Origin of the sequence: Streptomyces sp. NPDC059582, assembly GCF_042735715.1 — a bacterium.
Taxonomy (GTDB): domain Bacteria; phylum Actinomycetota; class Actinomycetes; order Streptomycetales; family Streptomycetaceae; genus Streptomyces.
The window spans coordinates 66,495-82,795 of the sequence record NZ_JBHWCC010000027.1; the positions used below are offsets into that span (position 1 = coordinate 66,495).

12 protein-coding genes are annotated in these 16,301 nt (G+C 71.5%); 9 read left to right on the plus strand and 3 right to left on the minus strand.

The genetic code is table 11. The annotated features are described in order from the left end of the window. The first annotated feature begins 80 nt into the window (after positions 1 to 80). From ACFV0T_RS23060 to holA, 7 genes are all read left to right on the plus strand, one after another. Complete coding sequence (locus ACFV0T_RS23060; protein ID WP_385782231.1) at positions 81 to 806, plus strand: hypothetical protein; 726 nt, start codon at positions 81 to 83, stop codon at positions 804 to 806. Between the two features lie 71 nt (positions 807 to 877). Next, positions 878 to 1,723 carry a DegV family protein gene (locus ACFV0T_RS23065; protein WP_385782096.1) on the plus strand — a complete coding sequence of 282 codons (846 nt, stop codon included), beginning with the start codon at positions 878 to 880 and terminating at the stop codon, positions 1,721 to 1,723. Between the two features lie 238 nt (positions 1,724 to 1,961). Next, positions 1,962 to 3,254 (plus strand): helix-hairpin-helix domain-containing protein, encoded by a 1,293-nt coding sequence (locus ACFV0T_RS23070; RefSeq protein ID WP_385782098.1) that lies wholly within the window; start codon positions 1,962 to 1,964, stop codon positions 3,252 to 3,254. Next, positions 3,251 to 5,824 (plus strand): ComEC/Rec2 family competence protein, encoded by a 2,574-nt coding sequence (locus ACFV0T_RS23075; protein ID WP_385782101.1) that lies wholly within the window; start codon positions 3,251 to 3,253, stop codon positions 5,822 to 5,824. Before ACFV0T_RS23070 ends, ACFV0T_RS23075 begins: the two co-directional genes overlap by 4 nt. Positions 5,825 to 5,944: 120 nt before the next feature. Continuing rightward, a complete protein-coding gene (locus tag ACFV0T_RS23080; RefSeq protein ID WP_385782104.1) occupies positions 5,945 to 6,100 on the plus strand; it encodes a hypothetical protein in 156 nt (51 codons plus the stop codon). A 169-nt stretch (positions 6,101 to 6,269) separates the two neighbouring features. Then, entirely contained in the window at positions 6,270 to 6,515 is a 246-nt protein-coding gene (locus ACFV0T_RS23085) for a hypothetical protein (protein WP_385782107.1), read from the plus strand. A gap of 135 nt (positions 6,516 to 6,650) precedes the next feature. Further along, complete coding sequence (gene holA / locus ACFV0T_RS23090; RefSeq protein ID WP_385782109.1) at positions 6,651 to 7,640, plus strand: DNA polymerase III subunit delta; 990 nt, start codon at positions 6,651 to 6,653, stop codon at positions 7,638 to 7,640. Between the two features lie 219 nt (positions 7,641 to 7,859). Here holA and rpsT read toward each other — a convergent pair whose 3' ends face one another. Beyond that, complete coding sequence (gene rpsT, locus ACFV0T_RS23095; RefSeq protein WP_385782112.1) at positions 7,860 to 8,126, minus strand: 30S ribosomal protein S20; 267 nt, start codon at positions 8,124 to 8,126, stop codon at positions 7,860 to 7,862. Positions 8,127 to 8,356: 230 nt separating this feature from the next. On the opposite strand from rpsT, the gene lepA reads away from it, so the two are divergent. Further along, positions 8,357 to 10,231, plus strand: a complete 1,875-nt coding sequence (lepA, locus tag ACFV0T_RS23100; RefSeq protein WP_385782115.1) for a translation elongation factor 4 — start codon at positions 8,357 to 8,359, stop codon at positions 10,229 to 10,231. A 262-nt stretch (positions 10,232 to 10,493) separates the two neighbouring features. After that, positions 10,494 to 12,368, plus strand: a complete 1,875-nt coding sequence (locus ACFV0T_RS23105) for an AMP-dependent synthetase/ligase (RefSeq protein ID WP_385782118.1) — start codon at positions 10,494 to 10,496, stop codon at positions 12,366 to 12,368. A 139-nt stretch (positions 12,369 to 12,507) separates the two neighbouring features. Here ACFV0T_RS23105 and ACFV0T_RS23110 read toward each other — a convergent pair whose 3' ends face one another. Both ACFV0T_RS23110 and ACFV0T_RS23115 read right to left on the minus strand, forming a co-directional pair. After that, entirely contained in the window at positions 12,508 to 13,083 is a 576-nt protein-coding gene (locus ACFV0T_RS23110; protein ID WP_385782234.1) for a two-component system response regulator, read from the minus strand. A 2-nt stretch (positions 13,084 to 13,085) separates the two neighbouring features. Continuing rightward, on the minus strand, positions 13,086 to 16,301 hold a 3,216-nt coding region (locus tag ACFV0T_RS23115; RefSeq protein WP_385782120.1), incomplete at its 5' end, for a HAMP domain-containing protein.

The window sequence follows — 16,301 nt, forward strand, 5'->3', positions numbered from 1 at the left end:
CGGGCCTGCCCTTTGCGTTTACCGTTGAAGAGCGTCGCGGTGTGTGCCGTGGCAGTCCGAGGAGGAGCATCGTGGCAACAGTGATCACCATCTTCGCCGTGCTCTTCCTGCTCTTCGTGGTGCTCGGCGCCTACGCGACGGTGAAGGTGGTCGGCGCCGCCAAGCGGGGTGTGGACCGCACCCTCACCCAGGCCCGGCGCACGGTCGAGGACCACACCTTGCGGGCCAAGTCGTTCGCCCAGCCAGGACCGGCGGGAGAGATCGCCCAGCTCCGGCTCCAGCTGCGTACCTCGATGCGCGCCACCCAGGAGGCGCTGCACGCGGGCGTGGCGGAGGACGAGTCCCTCAAGGAGTCCCTCGGCCTCTTCGAGCGGCTCAGCTCGCACGGGCGCGAACTGGACCACGACCTCAAGCGCATGGAGTCCGAGCCGGACCGGGCCACACTGGCCGAGCGGCTGCCCGGACTGCGGGAACGCACCGAGCGTGTGACCGGGTCGGCGGACTCCCTGCGCTGGGCGGTCCGTGACCGGGCACGACAGTTCGCGGACGACGACCTCGATTCCCTGAGCGCGCAGATCGACGTCGAGACGGGCGCACTGCGCCACTGGACCACGACGGAACCCACCTCCGCGTCGGCCCCGTGGCCCGCGGCACCGGAGGCCGACGCCACGACGAGCAGCCAGACCTGGCCCGAGACTCCTCGGCCCGCCACGGCGGACGAGCAGGCGCGGCCCGCCATCACCCCGCCGGGCCGACGGCCCGCGTACCCCTGGCAGAAGAAACCCCGCCCCGAGAGCACCACCTGATCCGGCCACACCGGTCCGGGGGAGCGGGGCCGGGCTGCCGCCCAGGCGCTACGGCAGGTAACCTCCAGCTCATGTCCCGCCATGTCGCGATCGTCACCGATTCAACGGCCTACCTGCCGCCCCGGACGATGGAGCGCCATGGCATCACCGCGGTACCCCTGACCGTGGTCCTCGGCGGCCAGGCGTTCGAAGAGGGGACCGAGATCTCGACCCGCTCGCTGGCCCAGGCACTTCAGAAGCGGCGCCCCGTCACCACGTCGCGGCCCAGCCCCCAGCAGTTCGCGGAAACCTATCGCCGGGTCGCCGAGGCCGGTGCCACCGGCATCGTCTCGCTCCATCTCTCCGCCGAACTGTCCGGGACGTACGACGCCGCGGTCCTCGCGGCGCGTGAGGCACCGGTGCCCGTGCGGGTGGTCGACACCAGCATGATCGCGATGGCGCTCGGCTTCTGCGCGCTCGCCGCGGCCCGGGCGGCGGAGTCGGGCGGCACCGTGGACGAGGCCGTCGCGGCCGCGGAGAAACGGGCCGCCGGCACCTGCGCCTACTTCTACGTCGACACCCTCGACTATCTGCGTCGAGGCGGTCGGATCGGTGCCGCGCAGGCCCTGCTGGGTTCCGCGCTCGCGGTGAAGCCGCTGCTGCAACTGGAGGGCGGCCGGATCGAGCCCCTGGAGAAGGTCCGCACGGCGTCGAAGGCGATCGCCCGCCTCGAGGAGCTCGTGGCCGACCGGGCGGGCAGCGCCCCTGTCGACATCGCCGTCCATCATCTCGCCGCGCCCGACCGGGCCTCCGCCCTCGCGGACCGCCTGAGGACACGACTGGCCGGGCTCGCCGACCTGCACGTGAGCGAGGTCGGAGCGGTGATCGGGGCGCACACGGGGCCAGGCCTGCTCGGCGTCGTGGTCTCGCCGCGATGACCGACTCCTGAATCCCGACTTCCGACTCTCGACTCCCGACTTCCGACTCCCGACTTCCGACTCTCGACTTCCGAATCCCGGCGCCTGTGCGGGGATCCCGGTCGCCGGGTCGCCGGGAGGTCAGATCCGTGCCCGGCGGTTCACCCGTGTGAGGGGCGGAGTTGTCCACAATCGGGCGTTGATCCCCGGGATTCGAGCATGATCATCGCGATCTGCCGAGGTGTCCGATCCTCGTGGCATGGCACTTCGATCACGCTCACGCACTCGATCCGCGACCAGCGGCCCAGGCCGCGGGCCCACTTCGGACGGCCGCGCCCGAACTCGCCCCGGCACCGGCCCTCACCCACGTTCCCGCCCTGGCTCAGCGCCCGCCCGCCGCCGCTCCCGCCACCGTCACGCACCCGCGGAGGAACTCCGCCGACGGGCGGAGATCCTCTTCGCCGAACACGCGGGGAAGCGGCGGGAACCGGGGACGCATGCCGACGAGGGTGCGGCCGAGGCGGATCTCCACGGCGCGGCGGAACCCCGGTACGGGGTGGATCGCCGCGCCGGGGCGGCGTCCGAGTCCGACGTGGATCTCCACGCTGCGGTGGGACCTCGGTCCGGGGTGGATCGCCGCGCCGGGACGGGATCGCAGTCCGGGGTGGATCGCCGCGCCGGGACGGGATCGCAGTCCGGGGTGGATCGCCGCGCCGGGACGGGGACCGAGGAGGTCCGGGCGGCAGGCGTTGACGCCGATGTCGGCGCCGACTCCCCTCGTGCGTCCGGGACTTGGCGGGAGCGCGTCGGACCGGCTTTGCGGGAGCGCATGCCGGTGTGGTTGCAGTCGAGATGCGGTCTGGAGCGCGGGAACGTGGTCGCGCTCACGGTGCTGCTCGTCGTCGCCGCGGGCTTCGCCGTACAGCACTTCTGGACCGGCCGTACCCAGTCCGTGCGGGCACCCGAGGTGGTGCGGGCGACGGCCGCGTACGGGGAACGGGTGCCGGGCGGGCGGACCGATCCTGCCGCCTCGGCCGGCGCGTCGAACACGGCGGGCACCGATGGGAGGGCGGCCACGGCGGACGGACCGGGTGCGGCCGGCGGCGAGATCGTGGTGGACGTCAGCGGCAAGGTCCGTTCCCCGGGGATCCACCGGCTGCCCGCCGGTTCGCGGGTCGTCGACGCACTCCGCGCGGCCGGCGGAGTGCGTCCGGGCACCAGTACCGACGGCCTCAACCGCGCCAGGTTCCTCGTGGACGGGGAGCAGGTGGTCGTCGGCGGTCCCGCACCGGCCGCGGCGGCCGGGACCGGCGCGGGCGGCACCGCCGCCGGCGGGCCGGGTGGTGGCGCCCCGCCCGGAGCACCGGTCTCGCTGAACACCGCCACCGTGGACCAGCTCGACACCCTGCCCGGCGTGGGGCCCGTACTGGCCCGGCACATCCTCGACTACCGCGCGCGGCACGGCGGCTTCCGCTCGGTGGACGAGCTGCGTGAGGTCAACGGCATCGGTGAGCGCCGCTTCGCCGATCTACGCGATCTCGTACGGCCATGAACGCCGTCCCGCGCCCCGGTTCCCGAGGCTCCCCCGCCCACCGCCGAGCCGTGCACGCCGACTCCGGCGCCCGGCTCGGAGCAGCCCACCCACGGCAGGAAGGACCGACGGATCTACGACTGTTGCCACCGGCGCTCGCGGCCTGGGCGACGGCCGCGCTGACGCTGGACGCGGCGCCCGGTCAGGTCATCGGCATCGTGGTCGTGTGCCTGTCCGCGGCCGGCGTCCTCCTGTCGGCACGTGGGCGGGCCGGAGCCGGCCGACGCGACCCCGGGCCGGGCACCTGGCCGCGGGCGACGATCGCCGCCGCGCTGCTCTGCGTCGCCGCGGCGGCCGCCTCGGCCGGGCTGCACGGAGCCGATCTGCGCCGGGGGCCGGTGCCGGGACTGGCCCGGCAGTACGCCACCGTCACCGCCGAGGTCGAGGTCACCTCGGACCCGCGGCTCACCAGGCCGAGGACCGCAGGCGACCGCACGGCTCCGGTCTCCGCGCTGATCGAGGCCGACGTGCGAGGCGTCGAGGAGGCGGGTGGGCTGTCGGCGTCGGCCCGGACACCGGTGTTGCTCATCGTCGACGTGGGCGCCCGGGACCCGGGACCGGATGAACGGGAGCGGCTCGCCGAGGGCGGCCCGGCGGACTCACCCTGGCTGGGGCTGCTGCCGTCGACACGGCTGCGGGTGACCGGGCGGCTGGCTCCGGCGACGGCGGGCGGTGACCGGGTCGCGGCCGTGCTGCGGGTACGGGAGCGGGCGGCGCCGGAGGTGGTGGACGGGCCGTCGGCGGCCCAGCGGTTCGCGGGGCGGTTGAGGGCGGGGCTGCGGGAGGCCACCGACGGGTTGCCCGCCGACGCGCGGGCACTGCTGCCGGGCCTGGTCGTCGGAGACACCTCACGGATCACGCCCGAGCTGGACGAGGCCTTCAAGGACACCGACCTGACGCACACGCTGGCCGTCTCCGGAAGCAACCTGACGATTCTCCTCGCCCTGCTCCTCGGGCCGCCCGGTCTGGCCCAGCACGTCGAGCGGCGCGGCCTGGCACCCCGCCTCGGCATCCCGCTGCGCACGACGGCACTGCTCGGCGGTGCCCTCGCCCTCGCGTTCGTGGTCGTGTGCCGACCCGACCCGAGTGTGCTGCGGGCGGCGGCCTGCGGCACGGTCGCGTTGCTCGCCCTGGCGACGGGCCGCCGCAGATCGCTGATCCCGGCGCTGGCGACGGCGGTCCTGCTGCTGGTGCTGTACGACCCGTGGCTGGCCCGGAGTTACGGTTTCCTGCTCTCCGTGCTGGCCACGGGCGCGCTGCTCACGCTGGCGCCGCGCTGGAGCGCCGCGTTGCGGCGACGCCGGGTGCCGCCGCGACTGTCGGAGGCGTTGGCCGCCGCGGCCGCTGCCCAGGTGCTGTGCGCGCCGGTCGTCGCCGTGTTGTCGGCGCGGGTGAGTCTGGTGGCGGTGCCGTGCAATCTGCTCGCGGAGTTCGCGGTCGCGCCGGCCACGGTGCTGGGCTTCGCGGCGCTGGCGGCGGCGCCGGTGGTGCTGCCGGTGGCCAAGGCGCTCGCCTGGTGCGGGGGTTGGCCCGCCGGCTGGATCGCGGACGTGGCCCGGTTCGGGGCGGCGCTGCCCGGCGGGGGAGTGGACTGGCCCGGCAGCTGGACGGGCGCGCTGCTGCTCGCCCTCGTCACGGCGGTGGTCGTGGGCGCCGGGCGGCCATTGTCGAGGAGGCCCCGGCTGGCCGGTGCCTGCGGGGTGTTGCTGCTGCTCGTGGTGGTGCAGCCACCGCCACTGACCAGGGTGATCACGGGCTGGCCGCCGCCGGGCTGGCGGTTCGCCATGTGTGACGTGGGACAGGGCGACGCGACGGTGCTGGCGGCGGGGAAGGACACCGGCGTGGTGGTGGACGCCGGGCCCGACGCGGCGCTGGTCGACCGGTGTCTGCGCACACTGGGCATCACCAGGGTCCCGCTGCTGGTGCTCACCCACTTCCACGCCGACCATGTGGCCGGACTGCCGGGCGTGCTGCGCGGACGCGCGGTGGGCGCGATCGAGACGACCGGCTTCGCGGAGCCCGTGGAACAGGCTGAGTTCGTGCGGAGGGAGGCCGCTGCCCACGGCGTGCCGCTCACCGTGGCCGCCGCCGGGGAGCAGCGGCGCATCGGTGACCTCTCCTGGGAGGTGCTGTGGCCGGCGCCGCGACCGGTAGCGGCCCCGGACGACCCGAACGACGCCAGTGTCACGATGCTGGTGCGGTCGGGCGGGCTGCGGCTGCTGTTGCTCGGTGACCTCGAACCCCCGGCCCAGCAGGCGCTGTTGCGTTCGACGGTGGCCGGGTCGCTGGGCGGGGTGGACGTGCTCAAGGTGGCCCATCACGGCTCGGCCTACCAGGACCCGGATCTCATACGGGCGGTGTCGCCCCGGCTGGCGCTGATCTCGACAGGCGCGGACAACCGGTACGGACACCCGGCCCCCAGCACGGTCGCGGCGCTGCGCGCAGGGGGAGCGGTGGTGCTGCGGACGGACGTGGACGGGGCGTTGGCGGTGACCGGTGAGGGAGCGGAGTTGCGGGTGTCGGGAGACTGAGGCCACGCCTTCCACCCAGGTCGATGCCCGTCTTTCCGCTGAGATTCAGAGAGCGGGCTGCGGGTGCGGGGTGCGGGCTGCGCAGGATGATCCCGGTGGGGTGTCCGTACAGCCGAGGCGGTGCCGGACGCGGCCGTTTCCCCGGGCGGGGCGGCCGGGGAGGCAGCGGCCGTCGACCTGGACGTGATCCGGGACGGGACGCCCCGGTACCGGGGGCGCACGGAACGCGACCTGGGCGGCGACGAGGAGGTGCTCGCGGTGTACCGGTACTCGTGAACGACCACCGTGCGGTGCCTGCGAGCCGGTCTCCCGGTGGTGCGAGGCGAGGGGGTTCGTGCGGTGCGAGGCGGGAGGAGAGACGGCGCGGTCGGCTCATCGGCGCGGGCCGGGCGGGGCGGGGCAGGGCAGGGGATCGCCAGGTCTCGCCGTGCCGGAGAATGGTTCCGTGAGCGATGTGAGACATGTGCTGGTGCTGCCCGACCGCGATGCCGCGGAGGAGGCGGCGGAGGCGCTCGGGGAGCGGTTCGCACTCGACGAGGAGCCCCAGTTGGTGCGGGACGCGCTGGCCGGTGAGGACGACGCCGAGGACGCGCAGTGGCTTCTGGTCCTGCGGGACGAGACAGGTCGGCTGGATCCGAGGGAGCTGGACGCGTTCGTGGGGGAGTGGGACGGCTGGCGCGAGGAGCCGTAGTCCCGGGGGCGGGGTCGGACGGGCTTCGGCCCCGGCCGCGGGTGGCTCGGGCGGGTGGCTCGGGCGCGTGGCGGCCGGGGGTGTGCGGTGGCTGTCCCGCCTCCGTTGTCAGTGGCCCGTGCCATGCTTGTCCCGATGGCCAGGAAGACTGCGAATGACGACCCTCTCGCCCCCGTGACGCTTGCCGTGGGCCAGGAGGACCTCCTGCTCGACCGTGCCGTGCAGGAGGTGGTGGCCGCCGCGCGGGCCGCCGACGCCGACACGGACGTACGGGATCTGACCTCGGACCAGTTGCAGCCCGGCACGCTCGCCGAGCTGACGAGTCCGTCGCTCTTCGCGGAGCGCAAGGTCGTGGTCGTACGCAATGCGCAGGATCTGTCCGCCGACACGGTCAAGGACGTGAAGGCGTATCTCGGGGCGCCCGCCGAGGAGATCACGCTCGTTCTGCTGCACGCGGGCGGGGCCAAGGGCAAGGGGCTGCTGGACGCCGCGCGCAAGGTGGGGGCGCGGGAGGTGGCGTGCCCCAAGATGACGAAGCCGGCGGACCGGCTGGCGTTCGTGCGGGGCGAGTTCCGCGCGCTGGGCCGGTCGGCCACGCCCGAGGCGTGTCAGACGCTCGTCGAGGCCATCGGCAGCGATCTGCGGGAGCTGGCGTCGGCGGCGGCGCAGTTGGTCGCCGACGTCGAGGGGACGATCGACGAGGCCGTCGTCGGGCGGTATTACACCGGGCGGGCCGAGGCGTCGAGCTTCACGGTGGCCGACCGGGCCGTCGAGGGGCGCGCGGCGGAGGCGTTGGAGGCGCTGCGGTGGTCGCTGGCGACCGGGGTGGCGCCGGTGTTGATCACGAGCGCGCTGGCCCAGGGGGTGCGGGCGATCGGGAAGCTGTCCTCGGCCCGCGGCGGGCGGCCGGCCGATCTGGCGCGGGAGCTGGGGATGCCGCCGTGGAAGATCGACCGGGTGCGGCAGCAGATGCGAGGGTGGACGCCGGACGGGGTCGCCGCGGCCCTGCGGGCGGTGGCCGAGGCCGACGCCGGGGTCAAGGGCGGCGGGGACGATCCGGAGTACGCCCTGGAGAAGGCGGTCGTGACGATCGCCCGCGCGGCACGGTCCAGGGGACGGGCGTAGGACCGCGCGGGGGCCGTGTCCGCGCCTGAGCCCCGGGTGACGCCAAAAGCCCCGGCGCTCGTCCTGGGGAAGGACGGGGCTCCGGGGCCTTGGTTCATGCTGGGAGATCCGCGCCCGCGTGGCGAACGCAGGCCGCGCGCGGATCCATGGGTGCCGGACGGGAGCGGATGAGAGAGGGCCCGCTCTGGGTCCTTCCGGCGGTCAGATCAAAGAAGAGGTTCAGCCCTTGAGGGAAGCGACCTTGGTGGCCAGCGCCGACTTCTTGTTGGCGGCCTGGTTCTTGTGGATGACACCCTTGGCGACGGCCTTGTCGAGCTGACGCGCGGCAGCGCGCTGGTACTCGGTGGCCTTCTCGGTGTCACCCGCGGCAGCAGCCTCGCGGGCCTTGCGGATCGCGGTCTTCAGGGAGGACTTGACGGCCTTGTTGCGCAGCCGAGCCTTCTCGTTGGTCTTGATCCGCTTGATCTGGGACTTGATGTTCGCCACGAATGAGCCTTTGCAGGTTCTGGCACGGGGCCGCTCGGGTCCCGTGCCGATGATTTTCTTGGGGTGTGTCTCGTGCTGAGAGGGCAAGAGACACAGCTACTCACACTACCAGGGGCTGTCCGAGTGGCCCAAACCGGTCCCAGGTCGCCGCGCGTGGGACCATGGAGGCTACGTAACGATCCGACCCGAGACCGCAGACACTGCGGACGCCTCAAGAATCAGGACCCTGCGTGCCCGCGATCCCTAGCCATGTGCCCGAGCCGAGCCGTACCGACCCGGCGCTGATCCGCAACTTCTGCATCATCGCGCACATCGACCACGGCAAGTCCACGCTCGCCGACCGGATGCTCCAGCTGACGGGTGTGGTCGACCAGCGGCAGATGCGCGCTCAGTACCTCGACCGCATGGACATCGAGCGCGAGCGCGGCATCACGATCAAGTCCCAGGCGGTGCGTCTGCCCTGGGCCCCGACCACGGGTCCCGACCAGGGTGCGACGCACATCCTCAACATGATCGACACCCCCGGGCACGTCGACTTCACCTACGAGGTCTCACGGTCGCTGGCCGCCTGTGAGGGGACCGTCCTCCTCGTCGACGCCGCCCAGGGCATCGAGGCGCAGACCCTCGCCAACCTGTACCTGGCGATGGAGAACGACCTTGCCATCGTCCCCGTGCTGAACAAGATCGACCTGCCGGCCGCGCAGCCCGAGAAGTTCGCCGAGGAGCTCGCCAACCTGGTCGGGTGCGATCCCGACGACGTGCTGCGGGTGTCCGCCAAGACCGGCCTCGGTGTGGACGCGCTGCTGGACAAGGTCGTCGCGACGGTTCCGGCGCCGGTCGGGGTCGCCGACGCGCCCGCCCGTGCGATGATCTTCGACTCGGTGTACGACTCCTATCGGGGCGTCGTGACGTACGTACGTGTCATCGACGGCCAGCTCACCAAGCGTGAGCGGATCCGGATGATGTCCACCAACGCCACGCACGAGCTGCTGGAGATCGGCACCAACTCGCCCGAGATGCTGCCGGCCGACGGCCTCGGCGTCGGCGAGGTGGGCTACCTCATCACCGGCGTGAAGGACGTCCGCCAGTCCAAGGTCGGTGACACCATCACCACCCTGCACAAGGGGGCGACCGAGGCGCTCGGCGGGTACAAGGACCCCAAGCCGATGGTGTTCTCCGGGCTCTATCCGCTCGACGGCTCCGACTACCCCGAGCTGCGTGACGCGCTGGACAAGCTCCAGCTCAACGACGCCGCGCTGGTGTACGAGCCGGAGACCTCCGCGGCCCTCGGTTTCGGTTTCCGCGTCGGCTTCCTGGGGCTGCTGCACCTCGACGTGATCCGGGAGCGGCTGGAGCGCGAGTTCGGGCTCGACCTCATCGCCACCGCGCCGAACGTGGTCTACCGCGTCCTCATGGAGGACGGCAGCGAGCACATCGTCACCAACCCGAGCGAGTTCCCCGAGGGGAAGATCAACGACGTGTACGAGCCGGTCGTGCGCGCCACGATCCTCGCGCCGTCCGAGTTCATCGGCTCGATCATGGAGCTGTGCCAGACCCGGCGCGGCACCCTCCTGGGCATGGACTACCTGTCCGAGGACCGGGTCGAGATCCGCTACACCCTCCCGCTCGCCGAGATCGTCTTCGACTTCTTCGACCAGCTGAAGTCCAAGACCCGCGGCTACGCCTCGCTGGACTACGAGCCCACCGGCGAGCAGACCTCCAGCCTGGTCAAGGTCGACATCCTGCTGCACGGTGACAAGGTGGACGCCTTCTCGGCGATCACGCACAAGGACGCGGCGTACGCCTACGGCGTGCGGCTCGTCGCCAAGCTGCGCGAGCTCATCCCGCGGCAGGCCTTCGAGGTGCCCATCCAGGCCGCCGTCGGCTCCCGGGTCATCGCCCGCGAGACCATCCGCGCCATCCGCAAGGACGTCCTCGCCAAGTGCTACGGCGGTGACATCTCCCGTAAGCGGAAGCTGCTGGAGAAGCAGAAGGAGGGCAAGAAGCGAATGAAGATGGTGGGTTCCGTGGAAGTTCCCCAGGAGGCCTTCATCGCCGTGCTCTCCAGCGATGACAGCGCGGGATCGGGCAAGGGCAAGAAGTAACCACGGGTTACCCGCGAGTACATCGCGGAAACGGGCGCAACCGGGGCCCGTCGTACGAAAGTGCGGCGGGCCCCCGTGCGTGCGGGCGGTCGCTCTCTGTACGAAGTGACAGGCCGCGGCCTCTTACGCAGTCGCCGGTCGCGCCTTAGTCTGATCTCTGCTCGCTAGTTACTCGCGAGTTAAACAACAGCCCGAACCACACCCCGTGAGCAGACCCAGCCGCACTGAGCCAGCCGCACCGTCGCGGGCCCCGGAGGATGTCGTGAGCGACACACAGACACTGATCGAGAACCGTCCGCCGTCCGTCGCGGGCCTCTTCCTGGACCGCGTGGCGGCCACCCCGGACGCCGAGGCCTACCGCTATCCGGTGGTCTCGGCCTCGGACCAGGGACCGGACGACTGGAAGTCGCTCACCTGGGCGCAGGCCGCCCAGCGGGTCTACGCGATCGCCGCGGGCCTGATCGAGCTGGGCGTGGGGGCCGAGCAGCGGGTGGCCCTGGCCTCCTCGACCCGCGTCGAGTGGATCCTCGCCGACCTGGGCATCCTGTGCGCCGGCGCCGCCACCACCACGGTCTACCCGCAGACCAACGCCGACGAGTCGGCGTTCATCCTCTCCGACTCCGAGAGCCGGGTGCTGATCGCCGAGGACGCGGCGCAGCTCGCCAAGGTGCGGGAGAAGCGCGCCGGGCTGCCCGAGCTGACCCATGTCGTGGTGATCGACCCGGCCGGCGTCGAGACCGGCGACTGGGTGCTCACCCTCGCCGAGCTGGAACAGCGCGGTGCGGCGTACCTGGAGAAGCACCCCGAGCTGATCAAGGAGCGGGTCGCGGCGATCACCAAGGACCAGCTCGCCACCCTCATCTACACCTCCGGTACCACCGGCCGCCCGAAGGGCGTGCGCCTGCCGCACGACAACTGGTCGTACATGGCGAAGGCGATCGCCTCGACCGGCCTGGTCGGCGCCGACGACGTCCAGTACCTGTGGCTGCCGCTCGCGCACGTCTTCGGCAAGGTGCTCATCTCCGGCCAGATCGAGGTCGGGCACGTCACCGCCGTCGACGGTCGCGTCGACAAGATCATCGAGAACCTTCCGGTGGTCCAGCCGACGTACATGGCCGCTGTGCCGCGCATCTTCGAGAAGGTCTACAACGGGGTCGCGGCCAAGGCGCGGGCCGGTGGCGGCGCCAAGTACAAGATCTTCCAGTGGGCCGCCGAGGTCGCCCGCGAGTACGCCAAGGTCACCCAGGACAACTTCCGGCGCACCGGCAACCGCACGGCGCCCTTCGGGCTGTCCGCCAAGCACAAGGTCGCCGACACGCTCGTCTACGCCAAGATCCGCGAGGCCTTCGGCGGCAACCTGCGCGCCTGTGTCTCGGGCAGCGCGGCGCTCGCGCCCGAGATCGGCTACTTCTTCGCCGGAGCCGGCATCCACATCCTCGAGGGCTACGGGCTCACCGAGTCCTCCGCGGCCTCCTTCGTCAACCCCGGCGAGGCCTACCGCATCGGCACGGTCGGCAAGCCGCTGCCCGGCACGGAGGTGCGCATCGCGGAGGACGGCGAGATCCTGCTGCGCGGCCCCGGCATCATGGAGGGCTACCACGGGCTGCCCGACAAGACCGCCGAGGTGCTGGAGTCGGACGGCTGGTTCCACACCGGTGACATCGGCGAGCTGTCGGCCGACGGCTATCTGCGGATCACCGACCGCAAGAAGGACCTCATCAAGACGTCCGGCGGCAAGTACATCGCGCCCGCCGAGGTCGAGGGCCAGTTCAAGGCGGTGTGCCCGTACGTCTCCAACATCCTCGTGCACGGCGCCGACCGTAACTTCTGCACGGCGCTCATCGCGCTCGACGAGCCGTCGATCCTGGAGTGGGCGAAGGAGAACGGGCTGGCGGACAAGTCGTACGCCGAGGTCGTCGCCGCACCCGTGACGGTCGCCCTCGTCGAGGGGTACGTCAAGGAGCTCAACGAGGGCTTGCAGCGCTGGCAGACCGTCAAGAAGTTCCGGCTGCTGCCGCGGGACCTCGACGTGGAGCACGGCGAGATCACGCCCAGCCTGAAGCTGAAGCGGCCGGTGGTGGAGCGGGAGTACAAGCACCTGATCGACGAGATGTACTCCGGGGCGCGCGAGGCGTAGTGGATGGCGGGGGACCGCTCGCGCGGTTCCCTGCGCCGCCCCTGGACGGTCAGGACGGCGTAGTGGATGGCGGTGGACCGCTCGTGGCTGCGGGAGCGCCGTGGCCGCTCGCGCGGTTCCCCGCGCCGCCCCTGGACGGTCAGGACTCGCGTCCCCTGTCGACCAGCCGCCGTAGCTCCCTGACCCGGGTGCGCAATGTCATGAGGTCAGGAGGGTTGTCGCCGGCCAGCTGCTCCTCGAGGGTCGCCAGTCCCCTGTTCAGCTGTCCGAAGCCGGCCTGCTCCCCGGCCAGCAGCCGCTCCAGCTGGCGGTTCTTGCGGTGCAGGTCGAGGAAGACCGAGACCTTGGCGCGCAGCACCCACGGGTCGAACGGTTTCGTCAGGTAGTCGGCGGCGCCGGTCGCGTAGCCGCGGAAGGCGTAGCCGGAGTCGTCGTCCGCGCCGGTCAGGAAGATGATCGGGACGTCCTTGGTCTGGTCGAGCCGCTTGATGTTGGCGGCGGTCTCGAAGCCGTCCATGCCCGGCATACGGACGTCGAGCAGGACGAGCGCGAACCGCCGGCGCAGCAGTGCCTTCATCGCCTCCTCGCCCGAGCGGGCCCGGACGAGCGGCTGGTTGAGGGACCCCAGGATGGCTTCCAGCGCGATCAGGTTGTCCTCCATGTCGTCGACCAGGAGGATGCCCGCGCGTTCTTCGGCCGTCGCCCCAGCACTCATGATCATGGTGCCTCACTCGATGCGTGTCCCTCCGACTCCTCGGGCTCCGCGGGGTCGGAGGAGTCGGGGTCCAGGAGGGCGCAGACGACGGTCAGCAGCCGGTCCACGTCCACCGGTTTGGGGACGTAGTCGTTGGCGCCCCGCGCGATGGACTTCTCTCGGTCGCCGGGCATCGCCTTGGCCGTCAGGGCGACGATGGGCAGCCCGGTCCAGCGCGGGGTGCGGCGGATCGCGGCGATGGTCTCGTAGCCGTCCATCTCCGGCATCATGATGTCCATCAGGACCAGTTCGACGTCCGGGTTGCGCTCCAGGGTCTCGATGCCCTCGCGGCCGTTCTCCGCGTAGAGGACCGGCATGCCGACCCGGCCCAGGACGTGGGTGAGCGCGAAGACGTTGCGGATGTCGTCGTCCACGATCAGCACCCGCCTGCCGTGCAGCACCTGACCCGCCCGGCCGGACTGCCACGCCTCCAGCTTGGTCGGCAACGGCCAGGAGTCGTCGCTCTCGTGAGCGGTCGGACCGGGCTCGGCGGCCGGCCGCTCGGGGACGGCGACGGCGGCGCGTTCGTCCAGGGCGCGCTCGTCCGCGGCGCGCTCGTCCGTGGCGCGGTCCTGCGGGGCGCGGTCCTGCGGGGCGCGGGCCTGCGTGGCGGGGCCGGTCGCCGAGTGGCCGGGGCTGGCCACGGGGACGTACAGGGTGAAGGTGGAACCCCTGCCGGGCTCGCTCTCCGCGACGATCCGGCCGCCGAGCAGGCCCGCGATCTCCCGGCTGATCGACAGGCCCAGGCCCGTGCCGCCGTACTTGCGGTTGGTCGTGCCGTCGGCCTGCTGGAACGCCTCGAAGATCACCGGGAGTTTCTCGGGGGCGATACCGATACCGGTGTCCGAGACCGCGAACGCGATCACCTCATCGCTGACCTGCACAAAACGGCGTTCGGGGTCCGCCACCCGGCTCACCCGCAGCTCCACCCGGCCGGACGCGGTGAACTTGATCGCGTTGGAGAGCAGGTTGCGCAGGATCTGCTGGAGGCGCTGCTCGTCCGAGTACATCTCGCGCGGCACGGCCTCCCCGACCGACAGCTCGAAGGCGAGGCCCCGGTCCAGGGTGAGCGGGCGGAAGGTGGCGTGGACGTAGTCCAGCAGCTTGATGAGGGGGAGCTTCTTGGGCCGTACGTCCATCCGGCCGGCCTCGATCTTCGACAGGTCCAGGATGTCGTTGATCAGCTGGAGCAGGTCCGAGCCCGAGCGGTGGATCGTCGACGCGAACTGGACCTCCTGGTCGGAGAGATGGCCGTCCGGGTTGTCGGACAGCAGCCGCGCCAGGATCAGCAGGGAGTTCAGCGGGGTGCGCAGCTCGTGCGACATGTTGGCCAGGAACTCCGACTTGTACTGCGAGGACGTCGCCAGGAGCGCCGCCTTCTCCTCCAGTTCGGCGTTCGAGCGCTGCAACTCCGCCTGCTGCTTCTGGAGTTCGTCCGAGCGGTCCTGGAGCTGGGTCGCCAGCCGCTGGGACTCGCCGAGCAGTGACTCCGTACGGGAGTTGGCGATGATCGTGTTGATCGCGACGCCGATGGTGTTCACGAACTGGTCGAAGAACGCCAGGTGCACGTCCGAGAAGCGGGAGAAGGACGCCAGCTCGACCACGCCGAGGAGTTTGTCCTCGAACAGGATCGGGATGATGACGATCGTGGTGGGTGCCGCCTCCCCCAGACCGCTGTTGATCTTGATGTAGTCCGGCGGGGCCTCCTCGACGAGGATCCGCTTCTTCTCCCGGGCCGCCTGCCGGACCAGGCCGTGCACCGGGAGACCGCCCGTCTCGACGGTCGCGCCCTGCGCCGAGCCGTAGCCCGCGATGAAGGCGAGGCCCTTGGCCGGGACGGCGGTGCGCACGCCCGCGTCGTCCTCGGGATCGGCCAGGTAGAACGCGCCGTACTGGGCGTTCACCAGCGGCGTCAGCTCGCGCAGGATCAGGTCGGCGACCTCCATCAGGTCGCGGTGGCCCTGCATCAGGGCGGCCAGCCGGGCGAGGTTCGACTCCAGCCAGTCCTTCGCGCGGGTCGTCTCGCGCAGGTTGGCCACCATCAGGTTGATGTTGTCCTTCAGCTCGGCGACCTCGCCCTGCGTCTCCACCGTGATCGAGCGGGACATGTCGCCCTGCGCCACCGCCGAGGCCACCTCGGCGATCGCCCGGACCTGGGTGGTCAGGTTCAGCGCGAGTTCGTTCACGTTCGTCGTCAGCCGCTTCCAGGTGCCGTACACGCCCTCCACCCGTGCCTGGCCGCCCAGTTGACCCTCGGAGCCGACCTCGCGGGCCACCCGGGTCACCTCGGAGGAGAACGAGGAGAGCGTGTCCACCATCGTGTTGATGGTGGTCTTCAGCTCCAGGATCTCGCCGCGCGCGTCCACGTCGATCTTCTTCGAGAGGTCGCCCTGCGCCACCGCCGTCGCCACCTGGGCGATGTTGCGGACCTGCGAGGTCAGGTTGTCGGCCATGTAGTTGACGTTGTCGGTCAGGTCCCGCCACACCCCCGACACGCCCAGCACCTGGGCGCGCCCGCCCAGCCGCCCGTCGGTGCCGACCTCGCGGGCCACCCGGGTCACCTCGTCGGCGAAGGCGCGCAACTGCTCCACCATCGTGTTGACGGTGTCCTTGAGTTCGAGGATCTCGCCGCGCGCGTCGACGGTGATCTTCTTGGACAGGTCGCCGTTGGCCACGGCCGTGGTCACCTGGGCGATGTTGCGGACCTGCGAGGTCAGGTTCAGCGCCATGAAGTTGACGTTGTCCGTCAGGTCCTTCCAGACGCCCGACACGCCCCGCACCTGCGCCTGGCCGCCGAGGTTGCCCTCGGTGCCGACCTCGCGGGCCACCCGGGTGACCTCGTCGGCGAAGGCGGAGAGCTGGTCGACCATGGTGTTGATGGTCGACTTGAGTTCGAGGATCTCGCCCTTCGCCTCGACGGTGATCTTCTTGCCGAGGTCGCCCTGGGCGACGGCGGTGGACACCAGGGCGATGTTGCGGACCTGCGAGGTCAGGTTGTCCGCCATGAAGTTGACGTTGTCGGTGAGGTCCTTCCAGACGCCGGATACGCCCCGCACCTGGGCCCGCCCGCCGAGGTTGCCTTCCGTGCCGACCTCGCGGGCCACCCGGGTGACCTCGTCGGCGAAGGCGGAGAGCTGGTCGACCATGGTGTTGATGGTCGACTTGAGTTCGAGGATCTC

Bases quoted from the DNA above. Each gene is read 5' to 3' on its own strand.
- ACFV0T_RS23075 (WP_385782101.1), top strand. From the start codon at position 3,251: ATGAACGCCGTCCCGCGCCCCGGTTCCCGAGGCTCCCCCGCCCACCGC.
- ACFV0T_RS23065 (WP_385782096.1), top strand. From the start codon at position 878: ATGTCCCGCCATGTCGCGATCGTCACCGATTCAACGGCCTACCTGCCG.
- ACFV0T_RS23110 (WP_385782234.1), bottom strand. From the start codon at position 13,083: ATGAGTGCTGGGGCGACGGCCGAAGAACGCGCGGGCATCCTCCTGGTC.
- ACFV0T_RS23070 (WP_385782098.1), top strand. From the start codon at position 1,962: ATGGCACTTCGATCACGCTCACGCACTCGATCCGCGACCAGCGGCCCA.
- holA (WP_385782109.1), top strand. From the start codon at position 6,651: ATGGCCAGGAAGACTGCGAATGACGACCCTCTCGCCCCCGTGACGCTT.